6 protein-coding genes are annotated in these 17861 nt (G+C 58.5%); 1 reads left to right on the forward strand and 5 read right to left on the reverse strand.

What is annotated here, in order from left to right; genetic code table 11:
- Positions 1-140: 140 nt before the first annotated feature.
- Complete coding sequence (locus ACPOL_RS14925) at positions 141-4250, reverse strand: malectin domain-containing carbohydrate-binding protein (RefSeq protein WP_114207754.1); 4110 nt, start codon at positions 4248-4250, stop codon at positions 141-143.
- Between the two features lie 109 nt (positions 4251-4359).
- Entirely contained in the window at positions 4360-8484 is a 4125-nt protein-coding gene (locus tag ACPOL_RS14930; RefSeq protein ID WP_161557375.1) for a malectin domain-containing carbohydrate-binding protein, read from the reverse strand.
- A 549-nt stretch (positions 8485-9033) separates the two neighbouring features.
- On the opposite strand from ACPOL_RS14930, the gene ACPOL_RS14940 reads away from it, so the two are divergent.
- Entirely contained in the window at positions 9034-11820 is a 2787-nt protein-coding gene (locus ACPOL_RS14940) for a glycoside hydrolase family 9 protein (protein WP_236657485.1), read from the forward strand.
- A 135-nt stretch (positions 11821-11955) separates the two neighbouring features.
- On the opposite strand, the gene ACPOL_RS14945 is transcribed toward ACPOL_RS14940, so the two are convergent.
- From ACPOL_RS14945 to ACPOL_RS14955, 3 genes are all read right to left on the reverse strand, one after another.
- Complete coding sequence (locus ACPOL_RS14945; protein ID WP_114207758.1) at positions 11956-12351, reverse strand: nuclear transport factor 2 family protein; 396 nt, start codon at positions 12349-12351, stop codon at positions 11956-11958.
- Between the two features lie 97 nt (positions 12352-12448).
- Positions 12449-13942: a malectin domain-containing carbohydrate-binding protein gene (locus ACPOL_RS14950; protein ID WP_114207759.1), complete on the reverse strand. Its 1494-nt coding sequence runs from the start codon at positions 13940-13942 to the stop codon at positions 12449-12451.
- Positions 13943-14475: 533 nt separating this feature from the next.
- A complete protein-coding gene (locus ACPOL_RS14955; RefSeq protein ID WP_114207760.1) occupies positions 14476-17829 on the reverse strand; it encodes a TonB-dependent receptor in 3354 nt (1117 codons plus the stop codon).
- Positions 17830-17861: the final 32 nt, after the last annotated feature.

The raw sequence follows: 17861 nt of genomic DNA on the forward strand, positions 1-17861 counted from the left end.
CTGGCTCCGGTTGCCATCGATGCGGTCGTGTCTTCGATCGCGATACGTGGCCGAGTTTCACATACCAAACATCAGCATGTCGGCGCTGGGATGGCGGTTGAGCCGACGACGTTACGTACGCCGGCTCAAGCTGAGTTGACTTACCTGATTTCAATGCCGCTTGATTTAGGTTGGTCCTTAGTACCCGTAGTGTAGGCGATGACGATCTGTCCGCTGCTGTTAGCCGTGGCTGAGAACTGCTCAACCAACGCCTTGTTGGCTCCAGCAGCGGCGTAGATATCAAAGTTGGTAAGCACCGGTGTTCCGTTGATGGCGACATTGAAGACACGCTCTCCGGATGCGGTGAAGTAGTATTCGCAGAAGTGCAGCAGAACAGTATGGGTGCTGCCGGCAACTAGACCGGGGATGGTGTAGGTGAAAGCGCCAGCACGTTCAGATTGATAGACCGCTGCTGGCGCGGCATTGACGACGCCTGCGGTAGTGATGGTGTTGACCGAGGTATCGGTGCCTCCGCCGCTGAAATCTTCGTCAGCGGCAAACGGCGCGTCACCTCCTCCAGAGTTACTAACTGCCGGCCCTCCGGAGTTAATGGCGATGAAATCGCCCGCCGGTTGAGTGGTTGCGCTAACTTGAGTAGACGCTGCAGAATTGCCATCCGCGTCGACGGCTTCTACGACGTAGTAGTAGGTTTTGGAGGCGCTGAGTCCGGTGATGGAGTCGCTGGGGCTTGTAACTGTCGCGATGAGATTCGACGAAGACGGAGTGAAGCCGCTGGTCGCACTTCCGTAGACGTTGTAAGAAGTGATGGTGCAGTTCTCCGGAGCGGTATCGGCCGTCCAGGTCAAGCCTATCGAGCTTGAAGAAGTTGCGGCGGCTGTGAGCCCTGCAGGCGCTGAGGGAAGTGTGCTGCAAGTACTGCCTCCAGAGGTGCTTCGTATCTCGATGCCGCTTGACTTCGGTTGATCGGCGGCTCCCGGCGTGTAGGCAATGTCGATCTGCCCGGTGCTATTCGCAGTGGCGGTGAATTGCTCAACGAGGGCCTTGTTGGCTCCGACAGTGGCGTAGATGTCGAAGTTGCTGAGCACCGGCGTTCCGTTGATCGCCACATTGAAGACGCGCTTACCGGCGGCGGTCCAATAGAACTCCGCGAAGTGAAGGAGCACCGTGTACTGATTGCCGGCAGTCAGACCTGGAATGGTGTAGGTGAAGCTTCCGGCGCGCTCGGATTGATATACGGCTTCAGGGGCGGCGTTGGCCACTCCAGCTGTGGTGATGGTGTTAGCTGAGGTGGCGCCTCCACCGCCGCTAAAGTCTTCATCGGCGACGAAGGATGCATCGCCGCCGCCCGAGTCACTTACCGCTGGACCACCGGAGGCGATGGCTACGATCTCACTACCGGGTGAAGAGGAAGCAGAGGTTTTCGCGCTTGCTTGCGAAGAAGCAACCGAGGTGCCGTCTGAATTGGTGGCTTCAACAACGTAATAGTAGGTGGTGGATGCCAGCAGACCGGTGTTGGTGTAACTCGTACTGGTCACGCTATTCGATAGCAGCGTGGTCGAGGACGGAGTGAAACCGCTCGTCGTGCTGCCATAAACACGGTAGGAGGTGATGGTGCAGTTTGTGGGAGGAGCTACTGCCGTCCAGCTTAGGCCGATCGAGCTTGACGAAGCCGCAGTCGCGGCCAAGCCGGTAGGCGCAGAAGGAGCCACGGAGCAGCTTCCACCACCGGTGGGCTGCGTGGTGGCGCTGGCTTGCGACGATGGTCCAGACGAGCCGTCTGCGTCCAGGGCTTCCACCACATAGTAGTAAGTGGTGCCGGCTGAGAGCCCGGTGCTCGAGTAACTCGTGCCGGAGATCCCCTTGCCAATTAGCGTGGCCGAAGAGGGGGTGAAGCCGCTGGTGGTGCTGCGATATACGTTATAGGAATTGATCGAGCAGTTAGCCGGAGGCGTGACTGCGTTCCAACTTAGACTGATAGCGGTGGAGGAGGATGCGTTTGCTGATAATCCGGCGGGCGCTGAGGGGATGGCACCGCAGGAAGCACCGCCGCTCTGGATGGCCTCGATGCCATTGATGAAGGGCTGATCCGCACCGCCGTAAATGAATTGCACGATGATCTGGCCATACTTATCGGCCTTAGCGGCGAGTGATGGATCGTAGGCAACATTTTCGCCTCCGGCAGTTTTGAAGACATCAAGCCCGGTCAAGGCCGGAGTTCCATTGATGACAACATTGAAGATGCGCTGTCCGGCCGCGGTCCAGTAGGTTTCGGCGAAGTGCAGCTTGACCGTATAGGACGCGTCGGCAATCATTCCGGTCAGCACATAGGTGAAGGGAACGTAGCGTTGATCTTGATAGACCGCCTCTGGAGCTGAGTTGGCGCCGAGAGTGATCGTGTTTGTGTTGGTGGCTACATCTCCGCCGTTGAAGTCTTCATCGGCGACAAAGCTGCCGACCGCGGGACCACCCGAGTTGATCGCAAGGTCGGTGGTGGTTCCGGGGGCGGCGCCTACGGGATTCGAACCGGTGGCGGGGATGATCTCGATCGCGTTGATGGTGGGATTGAGATCTGCAACGGATGTGGTTCCAGGCGCGGTCTGTAACTCGATGATCCCATTCTCATCCGCAGTGGTGTAGAACTCTTCGGCGATCGCGGTATCTGCGGCGCCGGCAGCAGCGAAGATGTCGAAGTTCGTCAACACTTGATCGCTGTTGATCGACACGTTGAAGTTGCGCTGGCCTGCGGCGGTGTGGGCGAACTCGACAAAGTGGAGGCGGACGTTATAGCCAGCGAGTGGAGTGAGGCCGGTGATGGTCCATGCGGCAGCGCCCCAGCGTTCGGTGTTGTAGACGGCCTGCGGCGCGGGGTTGGTCACCTGAGAGGTGTTGACAGCGGTGAGACCGGAGGGAGGCCCGACGTTGTAGTGGTAATTGGTGTTTCCGCCGAGAACGAAGTTGGAGTTCATGTAAGTGCCGACTGCGTATCCTCCGGCGCTTAATTGCATCCCGGTGCTATTACCGGGCGCCTGAGTGGTCACGGTTGCGTTGGTTGCGCTGGATTCTCCGCCGAAGTTAGCTGAGACTACGGTGTAATAGTAGGTCGTGCTGGGCTGCAGACCGGTATGCACATAGGATGTTGTGGTAACATTCTGCGCGACGAGGGTTGCCAGGCTGGGCGCTGCCCCGGCAGTGGTGCTGGCATAAATGTCGTAGTAGACCCCGGAAGTAGAACTGGCATTCCAGCTAAGACTGACTGCGTTGCTGTTGGTAGCCTTGGCGGTAAGGCCAGTGACGGGGCTTGGCGCCCCCGCAGCCCACTGAGAATAATCAACATAATTGACGACCAGGTTCGAAGGGAAGCCCTGGCCGTTTGGCGTTCCGCCATTTCCGCCGATTCCGGAGCTGAGAATGAAGTTGATTGGCTGATTCATCTCCCATTGATCGGTAGCCCCAATGTTCGCGAGGTTATAGGTCGCATATTGCACACCGTCGAGAAGATAGGTCATGGTGTAGGGCGACCACTCTGTCGTAAAGACGTGGAAGCCGTTGTCGAATGTAGCGTTTCCCGTCAGGTTAATCGCCGAGCTAAGACCACCGTACTCATAGCTGGTTTGCGAATCTGTCTCTCCACCGTGGATTGTGGAACCATTGTGATTGGACGTTTTGGCTTGAATCTCCATCATGTCCAACTCGCCGCACCATGGCCAAGGCACGCCGCCACTGGTGCTGGGGTGGGATGAGCCGGGACCGGTGGCTGCTGGATAGGCATCGGCTCCCAGGGCCCAGAAGGCGGCTCCCATGCCGAGCGCGGATGGATTCTGAATTCTGGCATCGATTTTGCCGTAAGGGCCCGCGGCATAGGTGCTGGTCAGTCTTGCCGAGGTGTATGGGACGGCGTTGTTGGGGTTGTAGGTCATGGCGATCACCAGGTCGCCATTGCCGTCGAGATAGACATTGGACAAGCTGTCGCTGGTGTTTTGTATGGTCCCATCACCCCATACTGCTGTGGGCTGAACGTCGTTCCACCATTGGGAGTGGTTATAGGTGGCGCCGGCTGCGCCGGGAAAGTTGCCGCCCCACACCTGGGTCCACTGGGCGTGCAGAGAAGTTGTGCACAGAACACAAGTGGCCGCAAGGACGATAGCTGCATGCTGGCTGCGGGCGACGAATTTGATAAGGCCCGTTACGATCTGTAGCGCCGACTGACCGGAGTATGCCCCGCTGCGACTTTGGAAGATGCGCTGATTCACAAAAAGCTCCTTGAAGTACTGTGCTGAGAAGTGAAGAGGGAATCGTCTCGACGGGATCTCGCCTGGACCGAGAGTTTGTGAGTCGTCGGTCCAGGTGAGTTCAGTAGTCTTAACGAATTTCGATTCCGCTGACGATGGGTTGATTAGCGGTGCCGTTGGTGAAAGCGATCACGATGTCGCCACTGCTGTTGGCGGTGGCGGTAAATTGCTTGACCAGTGCGGCGTTGACGCCAACTGTGGCGTAGATATCGAAGTTACTCAGCACCGAGGTACCATTGATCGCCACATTGAAGACGCGATCTCCTGCCGCAGTGAAATAGGTCTCTGCAAAATGCAGCAGAACGGTGTACTGGGCGCCCGACGTAAGCCCCGGTATCGTGTAGGTTGAGGTCCCGGCGCGCGCGTGTTGATAGACTGCCATCGGCGCTGCGTTAGCGCCCGGCTGGGTCAGGTTGATGGCGGCGGTACTGACTTGATTGTCGCCGCCGCCACTGAAGTCCTGGTCAGCGACAAAGGCGTAGTCTCCGCCAGTTGAGTTGCTTTCTGCAGGCCCGCCGGCGGCGATGGCGACGATCTCCGCGCCGGAGGCAGCCTGGGTCGTCGCGGCAGCCTGCGTCGAGGCGGCGGAAGTGCCGTCGGCGTCGGCTGCGTCTACGACGTAGTAGTAGGTAGTCGAGGCTGCCAGCCCAGTGTTGCTATAACTTGTGCCGGTGACAGTGCCGGACAGCAGATTGCTTGAGGATGGGGTGAATCCGCTGGTGGTGCTGCCGTAGACCTTGTAGGAGCTAACGGAGCAGTTAGCGGGTGGAGTTACGGCTGCCCAACTTAAGCTGATTACGCTCGAGGAGGATGCGGTCGCTGTCAGGCCTGTGGGCGCGGCGGGAACTGCGCTGCAGGTAGCGGCTGCGGTCTTGGCGCTGGCTTGATTTGAGGCGGCGGAAGTGCCGTCGGCGTCGACGGCTTCAACGACGTAGTAGTAAGTAGTCGATGCTGCCAAGCCGGTGTTTGAATAGGCGGTGCCGTTGGATACCGATGCTAAGAGGTTGCTTGTTGACGGAGTGAAACCGCTGGTGGTGCTGCCGTAGACTTTGTAAGCGCTGATGGAGCAGTTGGCGGGAGGGGTTACGGCTGTCCAGGTCAATCCTATGGCGCTAGAGGAGGTTGCTGTTGCTGTAAGCCCGGTTGGCGAGCCGGGAACTGTGCTGCAGGTCGCGGCAGAGGAGCTTTTGATTTCGATGCCGCTCGACTTCGGCTGGTCGGCCGTGCCATTGGTGTAGGCAATGACGATCTGGCCGCTGCTGTTGGCGGTGGCGGTAAACTGCTCGACGAGCGCCTTATTTGGTCCGACGAGAGCATAGATGTCGAAGTTGCTCAAGACGCTGGTGCCATTGATGCTGACATTGAAGACCCGCTTGCCAGCTGCCGTCCAGTAGAACTCGGCGAAGTGCAGCAACACGGTGTAAGAGGCGCCGGCAGTGAGGCCGGGGATGGTATAGGTGATTTGCCCGGAGCGTTCCGTCTGATAGACGGCCGTGGGTGCGGCGTTGGCGACTCCCGCGGTGGTGATGGTGTTGGCGGTGACGGCCGTGCCGCCGCCGGTGAAGTCTTTGTCGGCGACAAAGGAGGCATCGCCGCCGCCGGAGTTGCTGACCACGGGACCCCCGGAGTTGATGGCCACGACCTCGGTTCCGGAGGTTGCCGCCGAGGTCTCGGCACTGGCCTGAGCTGAGGCCGTCGATGTGCCGTCGGCATCGGTGGCCTCGATGACATAGTAGTAGGTGGTCGAAGCAGAAAGTCCGGTGTTCGAGTAACTCGTGCCGGTCACACTATTCGATAGCAGAGTGCTCGACGAAGGCGTGAAACCGCTGGCAGTGCTGCCATAGATGCTGTATGCGCTGATGGAGCAGTTAGCCGGAGGAGTTACTGGTGACCAGGATATTCCGATCGCGCTTGAGGACGAGGCCGCTGCCGTTACTCCTGCTGGCGCGGATGGAACTGCGGAGCACTTGCCGCCTCCGCTGCCTGGAGTGGTGGCGGATGCCTGCGCAGACGCTGTCGAGGCGCCTGCTCCATCCGCGGCTTCGATGACGTAGTGATAGGTAGTCGATGCGGCCAGGCCGGAATCGGCATAGGACGCAGTCGCAAGGTTCGAGGCAATCTGGTTGGCTGACGATGGAGTGAAGCCGGAGGTCGTGCTGCGGTAGACGCTATAGCTCACCGAGCAGGATGATCCTGCCGTGCTCGCGCCCCAGGCCACACTGATCTGGCTTGCGGAGGTGGCGGTGGCGGAGGGATTTCCGGGTACGCTGGGAACGGCCGAGCAACTCCCGGCGGTGCCTCCATAGGAGGTTACATAGCTGATGTAAGAGGCGGAATCCGCCGTGGTTCCGGCATTGTCGACGGTTGGACTGTCTGATGCGATGGTGTAGGTAATCTGACCACTGCCCGAGAGGAAGACGGTCACGGCGTCGTGAAAGGTCACGCCTTCGGAGACGGGGACGGCGATGCCACTGTTGGCGATGATGTTCACGCCCTGGTTGAAGAAGGAGTAGACGCCGAGCCCGTAAGCGGTGTGAGAGGTCACCGACGGAGAGACGTAGTAGGAGGCATAGCCATCGACACTCCCGTCCATCCATGCAGACTGGCTGGGAACGTCGTAGGGCATCTCACTTTGGTAGAAGATGGTCTCGCCACCCTCTCCGTTCCAGACGACCTGATTTTGCTCATAGTGCTCCACGGCGAGACCCAAGGCGGTGACGTTGTCTCCGTTCACCACCAATCCGTGCTCGCCGACGTTGATGGTCCACCCGGTCGGGGCGTTTCCGTGGTCGGCGCGCCATGCCCAGATGTTGTCCAGGATGACGTTGTCGCTGTCGATTTCGAGGCTGGTGGTTGCGGTTCCGGTAACGGCCCCGCCAATTCGAAAGAAGACGTCGCTGATCGAGGTGGGATTGCTGGCGTGGCTTACGCGGGATGCGCCGGCCACACCCGCCTCAAACAAAACAGGCGAGTTGACCGGACCTGCATCGATGAGCAGGCCGGCGATCTGGACTCCATCGACGTCTGCCACGGAAATGGCGGCTGTTCCGGATTGCGGGACAAGATTCGCATAGCCGAGACCGAGCACGACGGTATTGGCATTGGTTACGTTGATTGAACCGCTGTATTGGTAAATTCCCGGAGTCAGGATGAGGTTCTTGCCTGCTGCCAGGGCGGCATTGATCTGGGAGAGGGTGCTTGAGGGCGTGGCGATGAAGAACGAACTGATGGCCAGCGAGGCGCCAGCGCCCAGGCCCCCGCTGGACCAGCTCGTACCGGAGGAACTGGTTCTCGACGAGGGCGAAAACACCCAATAGTTGCCGCTGCTATCCATGTACAAAAAGGGCTTTTCGCGGCTTACCGGAGTTGTGGGCAGCACAGTGTACGAGGTGCCGGAGCCAAATGGGTTGCTCTGTGCCGGAGCGCCGGAGACGCCGGAGAAGACCATGTTCCAGAGATTTCCCGACCAGCTGCCGATTGAACTGTTGCGGGTATACCACTGCTGTTGAGAACAGGAGCCGACGTTTCCGGTGACCTGAGAGTCGCTGATGAACCCGCCGCTGGCCTCCCCGCAGTAGGTGTTGGTGAGCTCCATGCCGCCGTTGACATACATGCGCCGGAAGTCGGCGCCCTGGGAGACTCCCCACTGCAGCAGATCTCCCGATGGAGGGGTGATGGACATGTTCTCGAGGGATCGCCAGAAGTTTGTCGTCAGGTTGCCGTTGGAGTCGGTCTGATTCGAAGTGAGGTAGCCGTTGCTGATGGTGACGGCGCTAGGGGTCTCGCCGAGACCGGCGACCGATTCGTAGAACCCTACCTCGGCTTCAACTCCGGTATAGGTGCCTGGTGCGAAGAGGACGGCGTAGCGATTGGTGCTGAACTGAGTGTTGGCGTTCAGGGTGTTCAGGGTGGCGTTGATCGAGGAGACGGAATCGCTGGGGGTGAAGACGTAGACGTTGGGACCGAAGATCGTGCTGTTTTGTCCGCTGGCGCTGGATGTCCCGGAAAGCAGTCCAACGAGAGCGAAAGCTGCCACGAAGAGCGTCGCAATACCTAAGCGACGCCAGTCAAAGGTGTGTTTCTCCTGCGGCAAGCTCAGGAGGCTGGCATCCTGAGGATTGGGGGTGGCATTGGAAGGCTTTGCGGTGGTTGTGGGGACAATGCTGTCATCGACCGGAATTTCTGAAAAAGACATTGGGCGCTCCATTTTGCAAGCAATCTTGAACTGAGCCCTGCTGAGGGGCGGAGAATGCAATGGCGCGAGACTCGACGCCGGGATGCTTCACTGGCAAGTGAGTGGGCGTTCATTCACCGATAACGGCAGGCGACTCAGGGAGCAGAGAGCGCTCCGGACCGCGCAGCGTGAGGCGCATAATCCTGGGCTATGGAGAGATTAAGTCTTTTGGTCCTAACAACTAAGGGGTTTGAAGGCGTGCCAAAAACCACCGGAGATGGTTTCGGCAGGTTTTCGAGTTTGGCCGGGCATTCACGACCGTTAATGTGTTAACGGAAGCGTTAATAACACTGGATCAGGTTACTTTCGAGGGTGACTTGATCAGTCTTTACAGGGGCGGGCGCGTCCCTGGCCTCGCGAGAAATGTCTTCCTCAAATGCCCATTGCTATATGGCCGAGAAGATGGTGTATTGGCATCGGCCAAGATCTACGTGATGACGCGCGCGGCGGTGGTACTCATCGTTGAGCGGGGGTGCGCAAATCGCCGGGCTGAGGAATCAGAGGTTGCGCATGTCATGGTATGTTGAGGCAAAGGAGCACTTTAACCCATCTATGTTCACCCTAATCAGAGTGTGTCTCTTGTTGGCCCTGACCTCCGGCCTGAGCCTGTTCGGCGCTGACTTTTCCATGAGGGTGAACGACAAGAATTACCTGGATACTCAAGGTTTCAGCGTGTTCCTTTACGACAGCACGTACCATCCGGTTTTCGTAGATCAAAAGAATACGGCCATGGAGATGATTCTCCACGGCCAGCGCATCGCCACGAACGGCGACGTGCGCCTGATGCCGACGCCTGAGCAGTGGGACCTGGTGGCGACCCTCAAGGGGCGCGAGGCCGATAAAACGAACAACCGGCTCACCGCCAACCTGGCTTTTCCGACGTTCGATCTGAGCTACACCCTGGAGGTAGCGGCGGAGCCAGGCGGCGTCAAGGTCAGCATCAATCTCGACAAGCCGCTACCTGAAAAACTGGCCGGGCGAGCTGGCTTCAACCTGGAGTTCCTGCCCTCGATCTATATGGGCAAAGCTTACCTGGTGGACGGAAGCAAAGCCGGGATCTTTCCGCGGACGCCTGACGATCCGATGGTGAAGGTGATGCCGCTGGCGGATGAACCGAAGAAGGCGTATTACCTGGAAGACTGGGACAAGGCCAAGGGATACACTCAGCCGCTGCCGTTCGCCGAGGGCAAGAGCATCACCCTGGGCGTAGACGACGCGCTGGCCCGGGTCAACGTTCAGTCGGAGACAGCTGACCTCATGCTGTTCGATGGACGAGACCGCGCGCAGAACGGCTGGTTTGTGCTGCGTTCGCTGATCCCCGCGGGCAAGACCACTGGGGCCATCGTATGGCACATCCGGCCGGATGTGATTCCGAATTGGACGCGGCCGCCGATGATTGCGCACAGCCAGGTGGGTTATGCGCCGGATTTCTCCAAAGTGGCGGTACTTGAACTCGACCCGAAGTACAACGGCCCGCAGACGGCCAAAGTGTTGCGCCTGATGGAGGACGGATCGTACAAGCAGGTCTTCGAAGGGCCGATCACGCCTTCAACGCCGTGGCTGCGCTACGTGTATTCGAAATTCGATTTCACCCCGGTCAAAGACCCTGGCCTATATGTCATCGAGTACGCTGACCAGCGGACGGCGCCCTTCCCTATCTCCAAGGATGCTTACGCGAACACCTGGCAGGACAGCCTGGACCATCACCTTGCGGAGCAGATGGACCACGTCTCGGTTCGCGAAGCTTACCGCGTGTGGCACGCGGCTTCGCACCTGGATGATGGCCGCCTTGCCCCAGTGGTCGGGGAGCAGTTCGACGGCTGGAACCAGGCTACGGCAACCGACGGGAAGTACAAAGGCGGCGATCACATTCCCGGGATGAATGTGGGCGGCTGGTATGACGCCGGCGACTATGACCTTGAGGAGCCTGCTCAACTGAACGTAATTCAGAGCCTGGCCCTGGCATATCGCGAGTTCAATCTCAAGTATGACGAGCTTACGGTGGATGAAACCACGCGCGAGGTGGAAATGCACCGTCCCGATGGCGTGCCGGATACGGTCGAGCAAGTCAAGCATGGCGCAGTGCTCATCCTGGCGCAGTTCCACAATATAGGCCACTCGATTCGCGGCACTCACGAACCGGACCTGCGCCAATATACGCACCTGGGCGATGCGGCCTCAAAGACCGACGGCCGCATCTATGATCCGAAACTCGGCCCGAACGAAGTGAAGGGCGACTACTCCGGCAAGCCGGATGACCGCTGGATTTTCTCGACCACGAACCCATTTTTTCAATGGAACGCCATCGCGGCGCTGGCTGCGGCGTCCGATGTGCTGAAGGGCTATGACAACGCATTAGCCAAAGATTGCCTGGATACCGCAATCAAGGCGTGGAACGATGAGAAGGCACACCCAACACCGTATCCGGCGAGCGGCTTTGGGGGCGCCCCGGCGGGAGCTACCGGTGGCGTGCTGGCGGCGTCTCAGGGATCGGTGTCGGGCGCTCGAGGCGGTCACAACGGGCAGAGCAACTCCGGCGCGCCGGCAAGTTCGGGTGGGGCAAATTCTGCGGCGCCAAATCCTGCGACGACAAATGCTGCGACGCCTGGCGCACCTGCTGCTCCGCCCGGCTTCGGGCGTTTTGGCGTTGCACCGGAATGGGCTGCGGCTCTGGAATTAACGATTGCCACCAACGGCGCCGAACCCTATAAGTCGCGTTTGAAAGAGTTGTTTCCTCAGATGATCACGCCGCAGCAGATGGACTCGCGAGGTTGGATGGCAGTGAGGGCATTGCCTTACCTGGATGCGGGCGCGAAGGATCAGATGCGGGAGGCGGTGAAGACCTATATGGCGGGTGTGGACAAGCAGCTGGACGCCACTCCGTTCGGCGTGCCACCCAGCCTAGGCACCTGGGGTGGCTCAGGCGCGGTGGTGGACATGGCCATCCGGATGTACTTCCTGCACAAGGCGTTTCCGGATCTTGTGGGTCCCGAATATACGCTTCGCGCCGTGAATTACATTCTCGGCACGCATCCGGTGTCCAGCACTTCGTATGTAGCTGGCGTCGGAACGGTCTCGAAGACGAAGACCTACAGCAACAACCGCGCCGATAACGCCTACATTCCGGGCGCCGTGATTCCGGGCTACATCATCATCAAGCCGGACTTTCCGGAGTGCATCGACGACTTCGGGTTCCTCTGGTTCGAGGATGAAGCTGTGGTTGCGGGGTCGGCAAGCTGGGTCGTGGCCGGCAACGCGGCAGACGCGATCACGAAGGAAGTGCAACAAGGCCAGTAGTGGAGCGCATTCGAAAGCAGCGATGGATGCACTTCCGGGAGTTGAAGGCGCGGGGCCGTTGCTTTGCACGGCCGCTCTGGCCTGATACCTTGCCAGAGCGGCCGGCTTACTCTAACACTCACCGGGGATGGCCAGTCAGGCTCTATGTGCGAATGCGGCGGAGGGACCAGCGCTTGAGGCGGCCTCATCGCCGAGATCCATGGCTGCGATGAGATCGCTCTTCATGGTAAACACGTGAAGAACCTCGCTGTCCGAAAGAACATCCCCCGCGAGGCTCTTGACGAGCTGGTGCACCCGGACGCGGGTCTTGCCTCCGTCTTCCGCGGTCATAGCGAGCGGTTCGACATGGGGATCGAACTCACCCCACTGTCGAGTCCAATAGGCGCGGATCTCTTCTTTTCCGACGACCTTGCCGCCCTCCGAAGCCTTGGGCCAACTCACGTTCTCGGTCATCAGCGCTAGTGCACCGTCGATGTCCCGCTTGTTGAATGCGGAGTACGCCTGCTCAATAATGGCTTTCGGGTCTCGCATTCATCCTCCTAAAACGGTAGCTTCCCAACTATAACGCTCGGTTCCCAGCCATAACGCCTGCTTGCTAGTGGCCGAAGCGCGTTCCGGCCCGCGAAAATCAGCCTTCCGGATCTACTTCTATCGCGTTCACGAGCGGATAGTTCGTGACGGGCGTGAAGTTCAGCTCCAACGTCCCATGCGCGGTTGGTTTCACATGGCGGATGGTCATGGTAATGGTGCCGCTACTCGATTCTTTCGAGATATCGAAATTGGTCAGCAGGGTCATTCCGTTGCAGTAGACATCGAAGACGCGACTGCCGACGCCGCCTGGGCCGCCGTTTTTTGCACCGAACCATTCTTCAAAGAAGTACATGCGAACGGTGTACTCTCTGCCGGGGACGACGGGCAGCATGTAGCGGAAATGTCCATAACGCTCCCAGCCGTAAAGGCCGGCATTGGCGATTTTAGGAAGAGTATCTGAGTGAGAGGCACGTCTTCCGCCGAGGAAGAAACGCTCGGGCAGCCAGACATTACCGCTGTCGTCGTGGAAAACGGCGGGACCAGCGAGCATCCGGAGAGGCGGTCCAACCTCGGAATCGGTCCGGGTGAGCTCGAGGGCGTTGGCAAAAGCGTCTTCCGATCTGAAATCAAGATGGATCGTGCCGTCGCTCATCGGCCGAATGCCCTCGTAGACTTTGCCGAGCGCGATATCGCTACCACCGGCTTCGTCGACGACATCCAAGGCTTCGGAGATGCGGTCATTGATCGTGTAATCCACCTGACCCGCTCCGACTTTATCTCCCGCGGTGTCGGCGAAGAGCAGTTGCAGTTTATAGATTCCTGGCGCAACGGGGATCCTGCATTGGAACTTGCCTTTACGTCCTTCGCGAAAGATGGCCAGGTCGTCGGTGCCTTGGATATCGTGACCGGAGTGATTGAAGGTGGTCCCGCCTTTGCAGTAGTGTTCGTTGATCCATGACTGGCCGGCAGCATCGACGTAGGGGGTGGTGCTGCTGCCAAAGCGGATGCGCATCAGGGAATCCGCTTCACTGACGACTGAGGCGCTGGCGGCTTTCGATGGGGGCAGGGCCTGCCGCTGCTTGAGGAAGAAGATAATGACGGAGCCAGCGAGAAGGACCACCAGAACTATGGCGAAGGCCACCCACACTCCCGATTTGCGATCGGCTACCGGCGCAGTTTCCTGGATGACGTCGGGCGGCCCGAAGGTGACGGATGGCTGCACAATCGGCAGCTCCGGTTCTTTACGCACGAACTGCAGGACGTATTTGCCGGCTGGAAGCTGAATTTGCACTTCGTGAGCGGCCCCATCGGTCGCGTAATACTGCTCCAGCTTTTTTCGCAGCGCATGCGCGGTGACGCGGACAATGGTGTCGGATTGAGGATCGAACTTCTCGGGACGATGAAGGGCCTGCACCGCAATGCTGTACTCCTTCACCTGATCGGCCGTTCCTGCAAAATACTCTTCCGCCACAAATTCTAAAAAATGCTGAAGGTTAGGCGCCCGCTTCAGAATCCCGGATTGTAAAACGGCTTGCAGTTCGCTTCTCTCTTCGTCCTCTTTGACACGAGGTTCTGAATACGTTGAAGACATCTCCGCGATCTCCTAATGGCTGGACGGCCAAATTATAGCGAATGGCTTGCAAGCTGTGCGCCGGCAGAGTTAACGGCAGATTAACGGTTAGTTTTGCCATAACGACCCGCCACGAAGATGATCCAGGTTACAAAGCTTGCGTGGGCGATTTATGCGGCTCGACAACGTCACTTAAGTCACATTCGAGCGAGAGTCATGGGTTGTGCATGGCACGATTTACAGGATTCAAGTGAATTTTGCACGTTAGGGTTCCGTAGCACGGGCGGAAATTAAGATGAGGCGATCTTCGTCAATCCGCTGGACGATTGAAGGTGGTGCCCACTCACGGAGAGCCGGAGGTCATCGAGGGGCGCGAAGATCGACGGCGAATCGTCAGGTTCGGACTGCGCCTCCTATGAATGTTGAAACCGTTCGCAAGTCGCAGGAGTGAGTCGATGTGGGGTCTGGGCGTGCTTTGGCTTTGACGCATGCAAGAGAAAAGCCTGCTATGGACGGATCCATAGCAGGCTCTGCGTTTTGCGTTGGGTACAGGGTCAGAAGGAAAGACGTGCGTTCAACTGCATGGTGCGTCCGCCTACGGTTACCTGTGAAATGCTGGTTCCGGTCTGCGAGAAGGTGGTGATTCCGCCTGGACCCGGGCTGCTGTCGGGAACCAGTGCCTGGTTTGGTGGGCCGAAGCTCGGGTGATTGAAGGCATTGGTGCTGTCAGCGCGAATCTGGAGCTGGACGCCTTCGCGGAGGGTGAAGGTTTTTCCCGCCGAGAGATTGACAACGCTCAGGCCAGGACCCACGAGGCTATTTCTGCGCATGTCACCAAAGGTGCCATTCGCGGGAAGGGCGAAGGCCGAGGGGTCATACCAGTTTTGTATGGTTCGGTGAAGAGGCTGGGGATTGCCGATCACATTTGGATACCAGCTTCCGGCTTGGGAATAGGAGTTGTTGGAGCCACTGATGTAGGGCGTATACGGATTGCCCGAATTGAAGATCATGGTGGCGGAGACCTGCCATCCGCCAACGACCTCATCGATCAGCCCGTCATGGTTGAGAAGCATCTTGCCTTTGCCGATGGGCAGTTGGTAGACGACGTTGCCCTTAAAAGCATTGCGGGCATCGAAGTTCGACGATCCATAGTTTGCGGACGGTTTGTAGGAGTTCTGGTAGATTTGCGTTCCGCCGATTCCGCCTTCTGCGGCGGAATCCTGATCGTCAAGGAAGTGTGACCAGACGTAGTTGAAGTTGAAGCTGAGGCCGGAGGTCAGGCGCTTGGTGATCGCGGCCTGCAGCGAGTTGTAGTTGGAAATGGCATTGTTGGTGCTGCCACTGATGCTCTCGTAAACAGGATAGGGGCGCGAGTTGGGGCTGTCATCGGGCGCCAGCAAATTCTCTGGGACCTGATTGATATCGACCGGGAAGCTGAGGTTGAAGCCATGGCTGCCCACGTAGGCCATTTCCGCTACCATGTTGCTGCCCACCGTACGTTGGATGGCGAAGTTCCACTGATAAATCTTCGGAACCGGAGTGTGATACTGGTTGTAGGTCACGCCCTGCCCATTGAGCGCGGTAGGGTCGGTGGTGGGTGGAACGTAGGGAAGGTTGGTGCCCGTGGATGAAAGGGTCACAACGGGCGTGATGCCATTCGTCTGGTCGGTTGCACTCCCCTGGGTGATGTAGGCGTTGCCAAGACCGCCGCCGTATACGTTGGTGCTCCAGTCATAGGAATAAACACCAAATCCGCCGCGCAGGGTAGTTGAGGGATCAGGCGCCCAGTTGAAGCCGACACGGGGCAGAACGGTTCCGAGGACATCTGCCTGGAGCGACCTGCGCCCATGTGCGCCGGTGGAGGCATACCAGATACCTCCGTTAGTTCCCGACCCAATATTAAAGACCTCAGGATCGAAGGCGGCGATGTTGTTCTTGACTTCGTTCCATCCGTGGAAGATCTGATAGCGGATGCCGAGGTTGAGGGTGAAGTTCGGCCGCACCTTGATATCGTCCTGGATGAACATCTGTGGCATCTTCAACCGCGCGCCGGATTCAGGCTGCACGCTCGCGTTCCAGGCGTTCACCTGGCCGAGGAGAAAGTCCCCGTAGGCCAGGCCCGTCGTGCTGTCGCCGACAGTGGACTGAGTGTAGGCGCCGGTAAAGGTAAAGGAGCCTGGATTGAATTTGTTGCCGTTTGCCTGATTGGCCTGCCACATCAGGAATTCTCCGCCGAAGTGGATGATGTGCTTGCCGCGGATCATGGTGACGACGTCTGACGGATCGTAGACGAATTCTTTTTGGAAGACCTGGAAGCCGGAGTTCAGCCCATAGCAACAAGCCCCGGCGAGGCTGAGGGTCGGGAAGAGGTCGGCTTTGGCAAACTGCCAGCCGAGTTGCTGGGGGATGCCCTTGTTCAGAGACTCAGGGATGTAGTAGTTCAGTTCCGAGGTGAAGCCCATGCGCGCTTCATTGATCGTCGTCGGGCTAATGTTCCAGACGTCGGAGATTTGGGCGGCATTGCTGTCGACGTCGCCATCGACGCAGTCCATCGGGCAGTAGGCAGTGCCAATGCCTGCGTTATAGGTGGGATTGTCACGCTGGGTGTCGGTCATGGTCAGTCGGTTGTTGGAGGTGATGTCGTAATCGAGCCGCCCGAAGTACTTCGTGTAAGGGAGCTTCACCGGAGCGGTGTAGTAGTAGTTCGCGTTCGGCACTCCCTGAGAAAAACTTTGAGGCGTGGCATTCGGCAGCGGGTAGTAGACCTGAAGCGCGTTCGCCACATGATCGATCAGGTTGGCTGGAATGGTGTTCCCGTAGCCTTCCTGGGCGAACGACTTGCGGCTGACGACGCCATTCACGACGGTCTGCGAGGTTGGGTCGTAGAGGGTCGGCATGCCGGTGAAATCGCCGTTACGCATGGCTTGCGTGGGCACGGTGATGAAGCCGTTGTAGGTGGTGTTGTTGTTGGTCTTATCGAAATTGAAGTAGAAGAACATCTTCTTCTTGAGGATGGGACCGCCGATCGAACCCCCGAAATTGTTGTACCGAATGGGAGTGACGGCGATGGGGGTACCGAAGCCATAGTTGGCGGCGTCCAGCGCGTCATTCTGGAAGTATTCATAGGCTGAGCCATGAAACCGGTTCGTGCCGCCCTTGCTGATCTGGTTAAAGACGACTCCGCCGATTCCGTATTGCGCGGAGAAGTTGGAGGTGATGACCTGGAGTTCGGAAACAGTTTCGAAGATGGAGACATCGGCGTTGCCGCTCGATGGTAAGGTCGTCACTGCGCCGTCGGCAAGGATGGCGCTATAGGGAAGGCTTCCATTGACGGAAACGAACTGCTGAGGATTGTTGCTGCCCTGCCAGCCGTTGGAAAGAGAGGTCCCCTGGGTATTGCCCTGGGCGCCGGGCAGCAGGATCGCAAACGTTTCCCAATCGGTGCCTACATTCGGAAGCTGCGACATGGTGAGGGAATCGAGAGTAGTCGATTGCTCACTGGAGTCGGTATTGAGGAGTGGAACGTCGCTGGTGTTGACGACCACCTGCTGCGTGGCTCCGCCTACGCTCAACTGCATGTTGACTGTGGTTGTCCCAACCTGCAAGGTGATGGGACCGCGAATGGTCTTGCTGAAGCCCTCTTTGGAGACGGTGACGGTGTACGAGCCGGTGACGATCGAGGAAGTGTCATAGAGTCCGGCCTGATCGGTGCTGTAATCCTTGGACACGCCGGTGTTGGTATTGAGAACGGTGACGGTGGCGCCGGGAATCACGGCGCCAGAAGAATCGGTCACTGTTCCACGAATGTCACCGGAGTTCGTGCTTTGTGCATAGCTGCTTCCTGGGGAGAAGAGGGCCAGCAGAAAAGCCAATGCAACCGTAAATCTACATGACGTCAGTCGTTTCATTTGAATTACCTCGTTGGAAGGATTGCGACAGC

The sequence above is a fragment of the Acidisarcina polymorpha genome (assembly GCF_003330725.1).
Classification (GTDB): Bacteria; Acidobacteriota; Terriglobia; order Terriglobales; family Acidobacteriaceae; genus Acidisarcina; species Acidisarcina polymorpha.

What these genes read in the sequence shown, in the direction of transcription:
- ACPOL_RS14930 (WP_161557375.1), bottom strand. Translation starts at nt 8,484, where the DNA reads ATGTCTTTTTCAGAAATTCCGGTCGATGACAGCATTGTCCCCACAACC.
- ACPOL_RS14940 (WP_236657485.1), top strand. Translation starts at nt 9,034, where the DNA reads ATGTCATGGTATGTTGAGGCAAAGGAGCACTTTAACCCATCTATGTTC.
- ACPOL_RS14945 (WP_114207758.1), bottom strand. Translation starts at nt 12,351, where the DNA reads ATGCGAGACCCGAAAGCCATTATTGAGCAGGCGTACTCCGCATTCAAC.
- ACPOL_RS14950 (WP_114207759.1), bottom strand. Translation starts at nt 13,942, where the DNA reads ATGTCTTCAACGTATTCAGAACCTCGTGTCAAAGAGGACGAAGAGAGA.
- ACPOL_RS14955 (WP_114207760.1), bottom strand. Translation starts at nt 17,829, where the DNA reads ATGAAACGACTGACGTCATGTAGATTTACGGTTGCATTGGCTTTTCTG.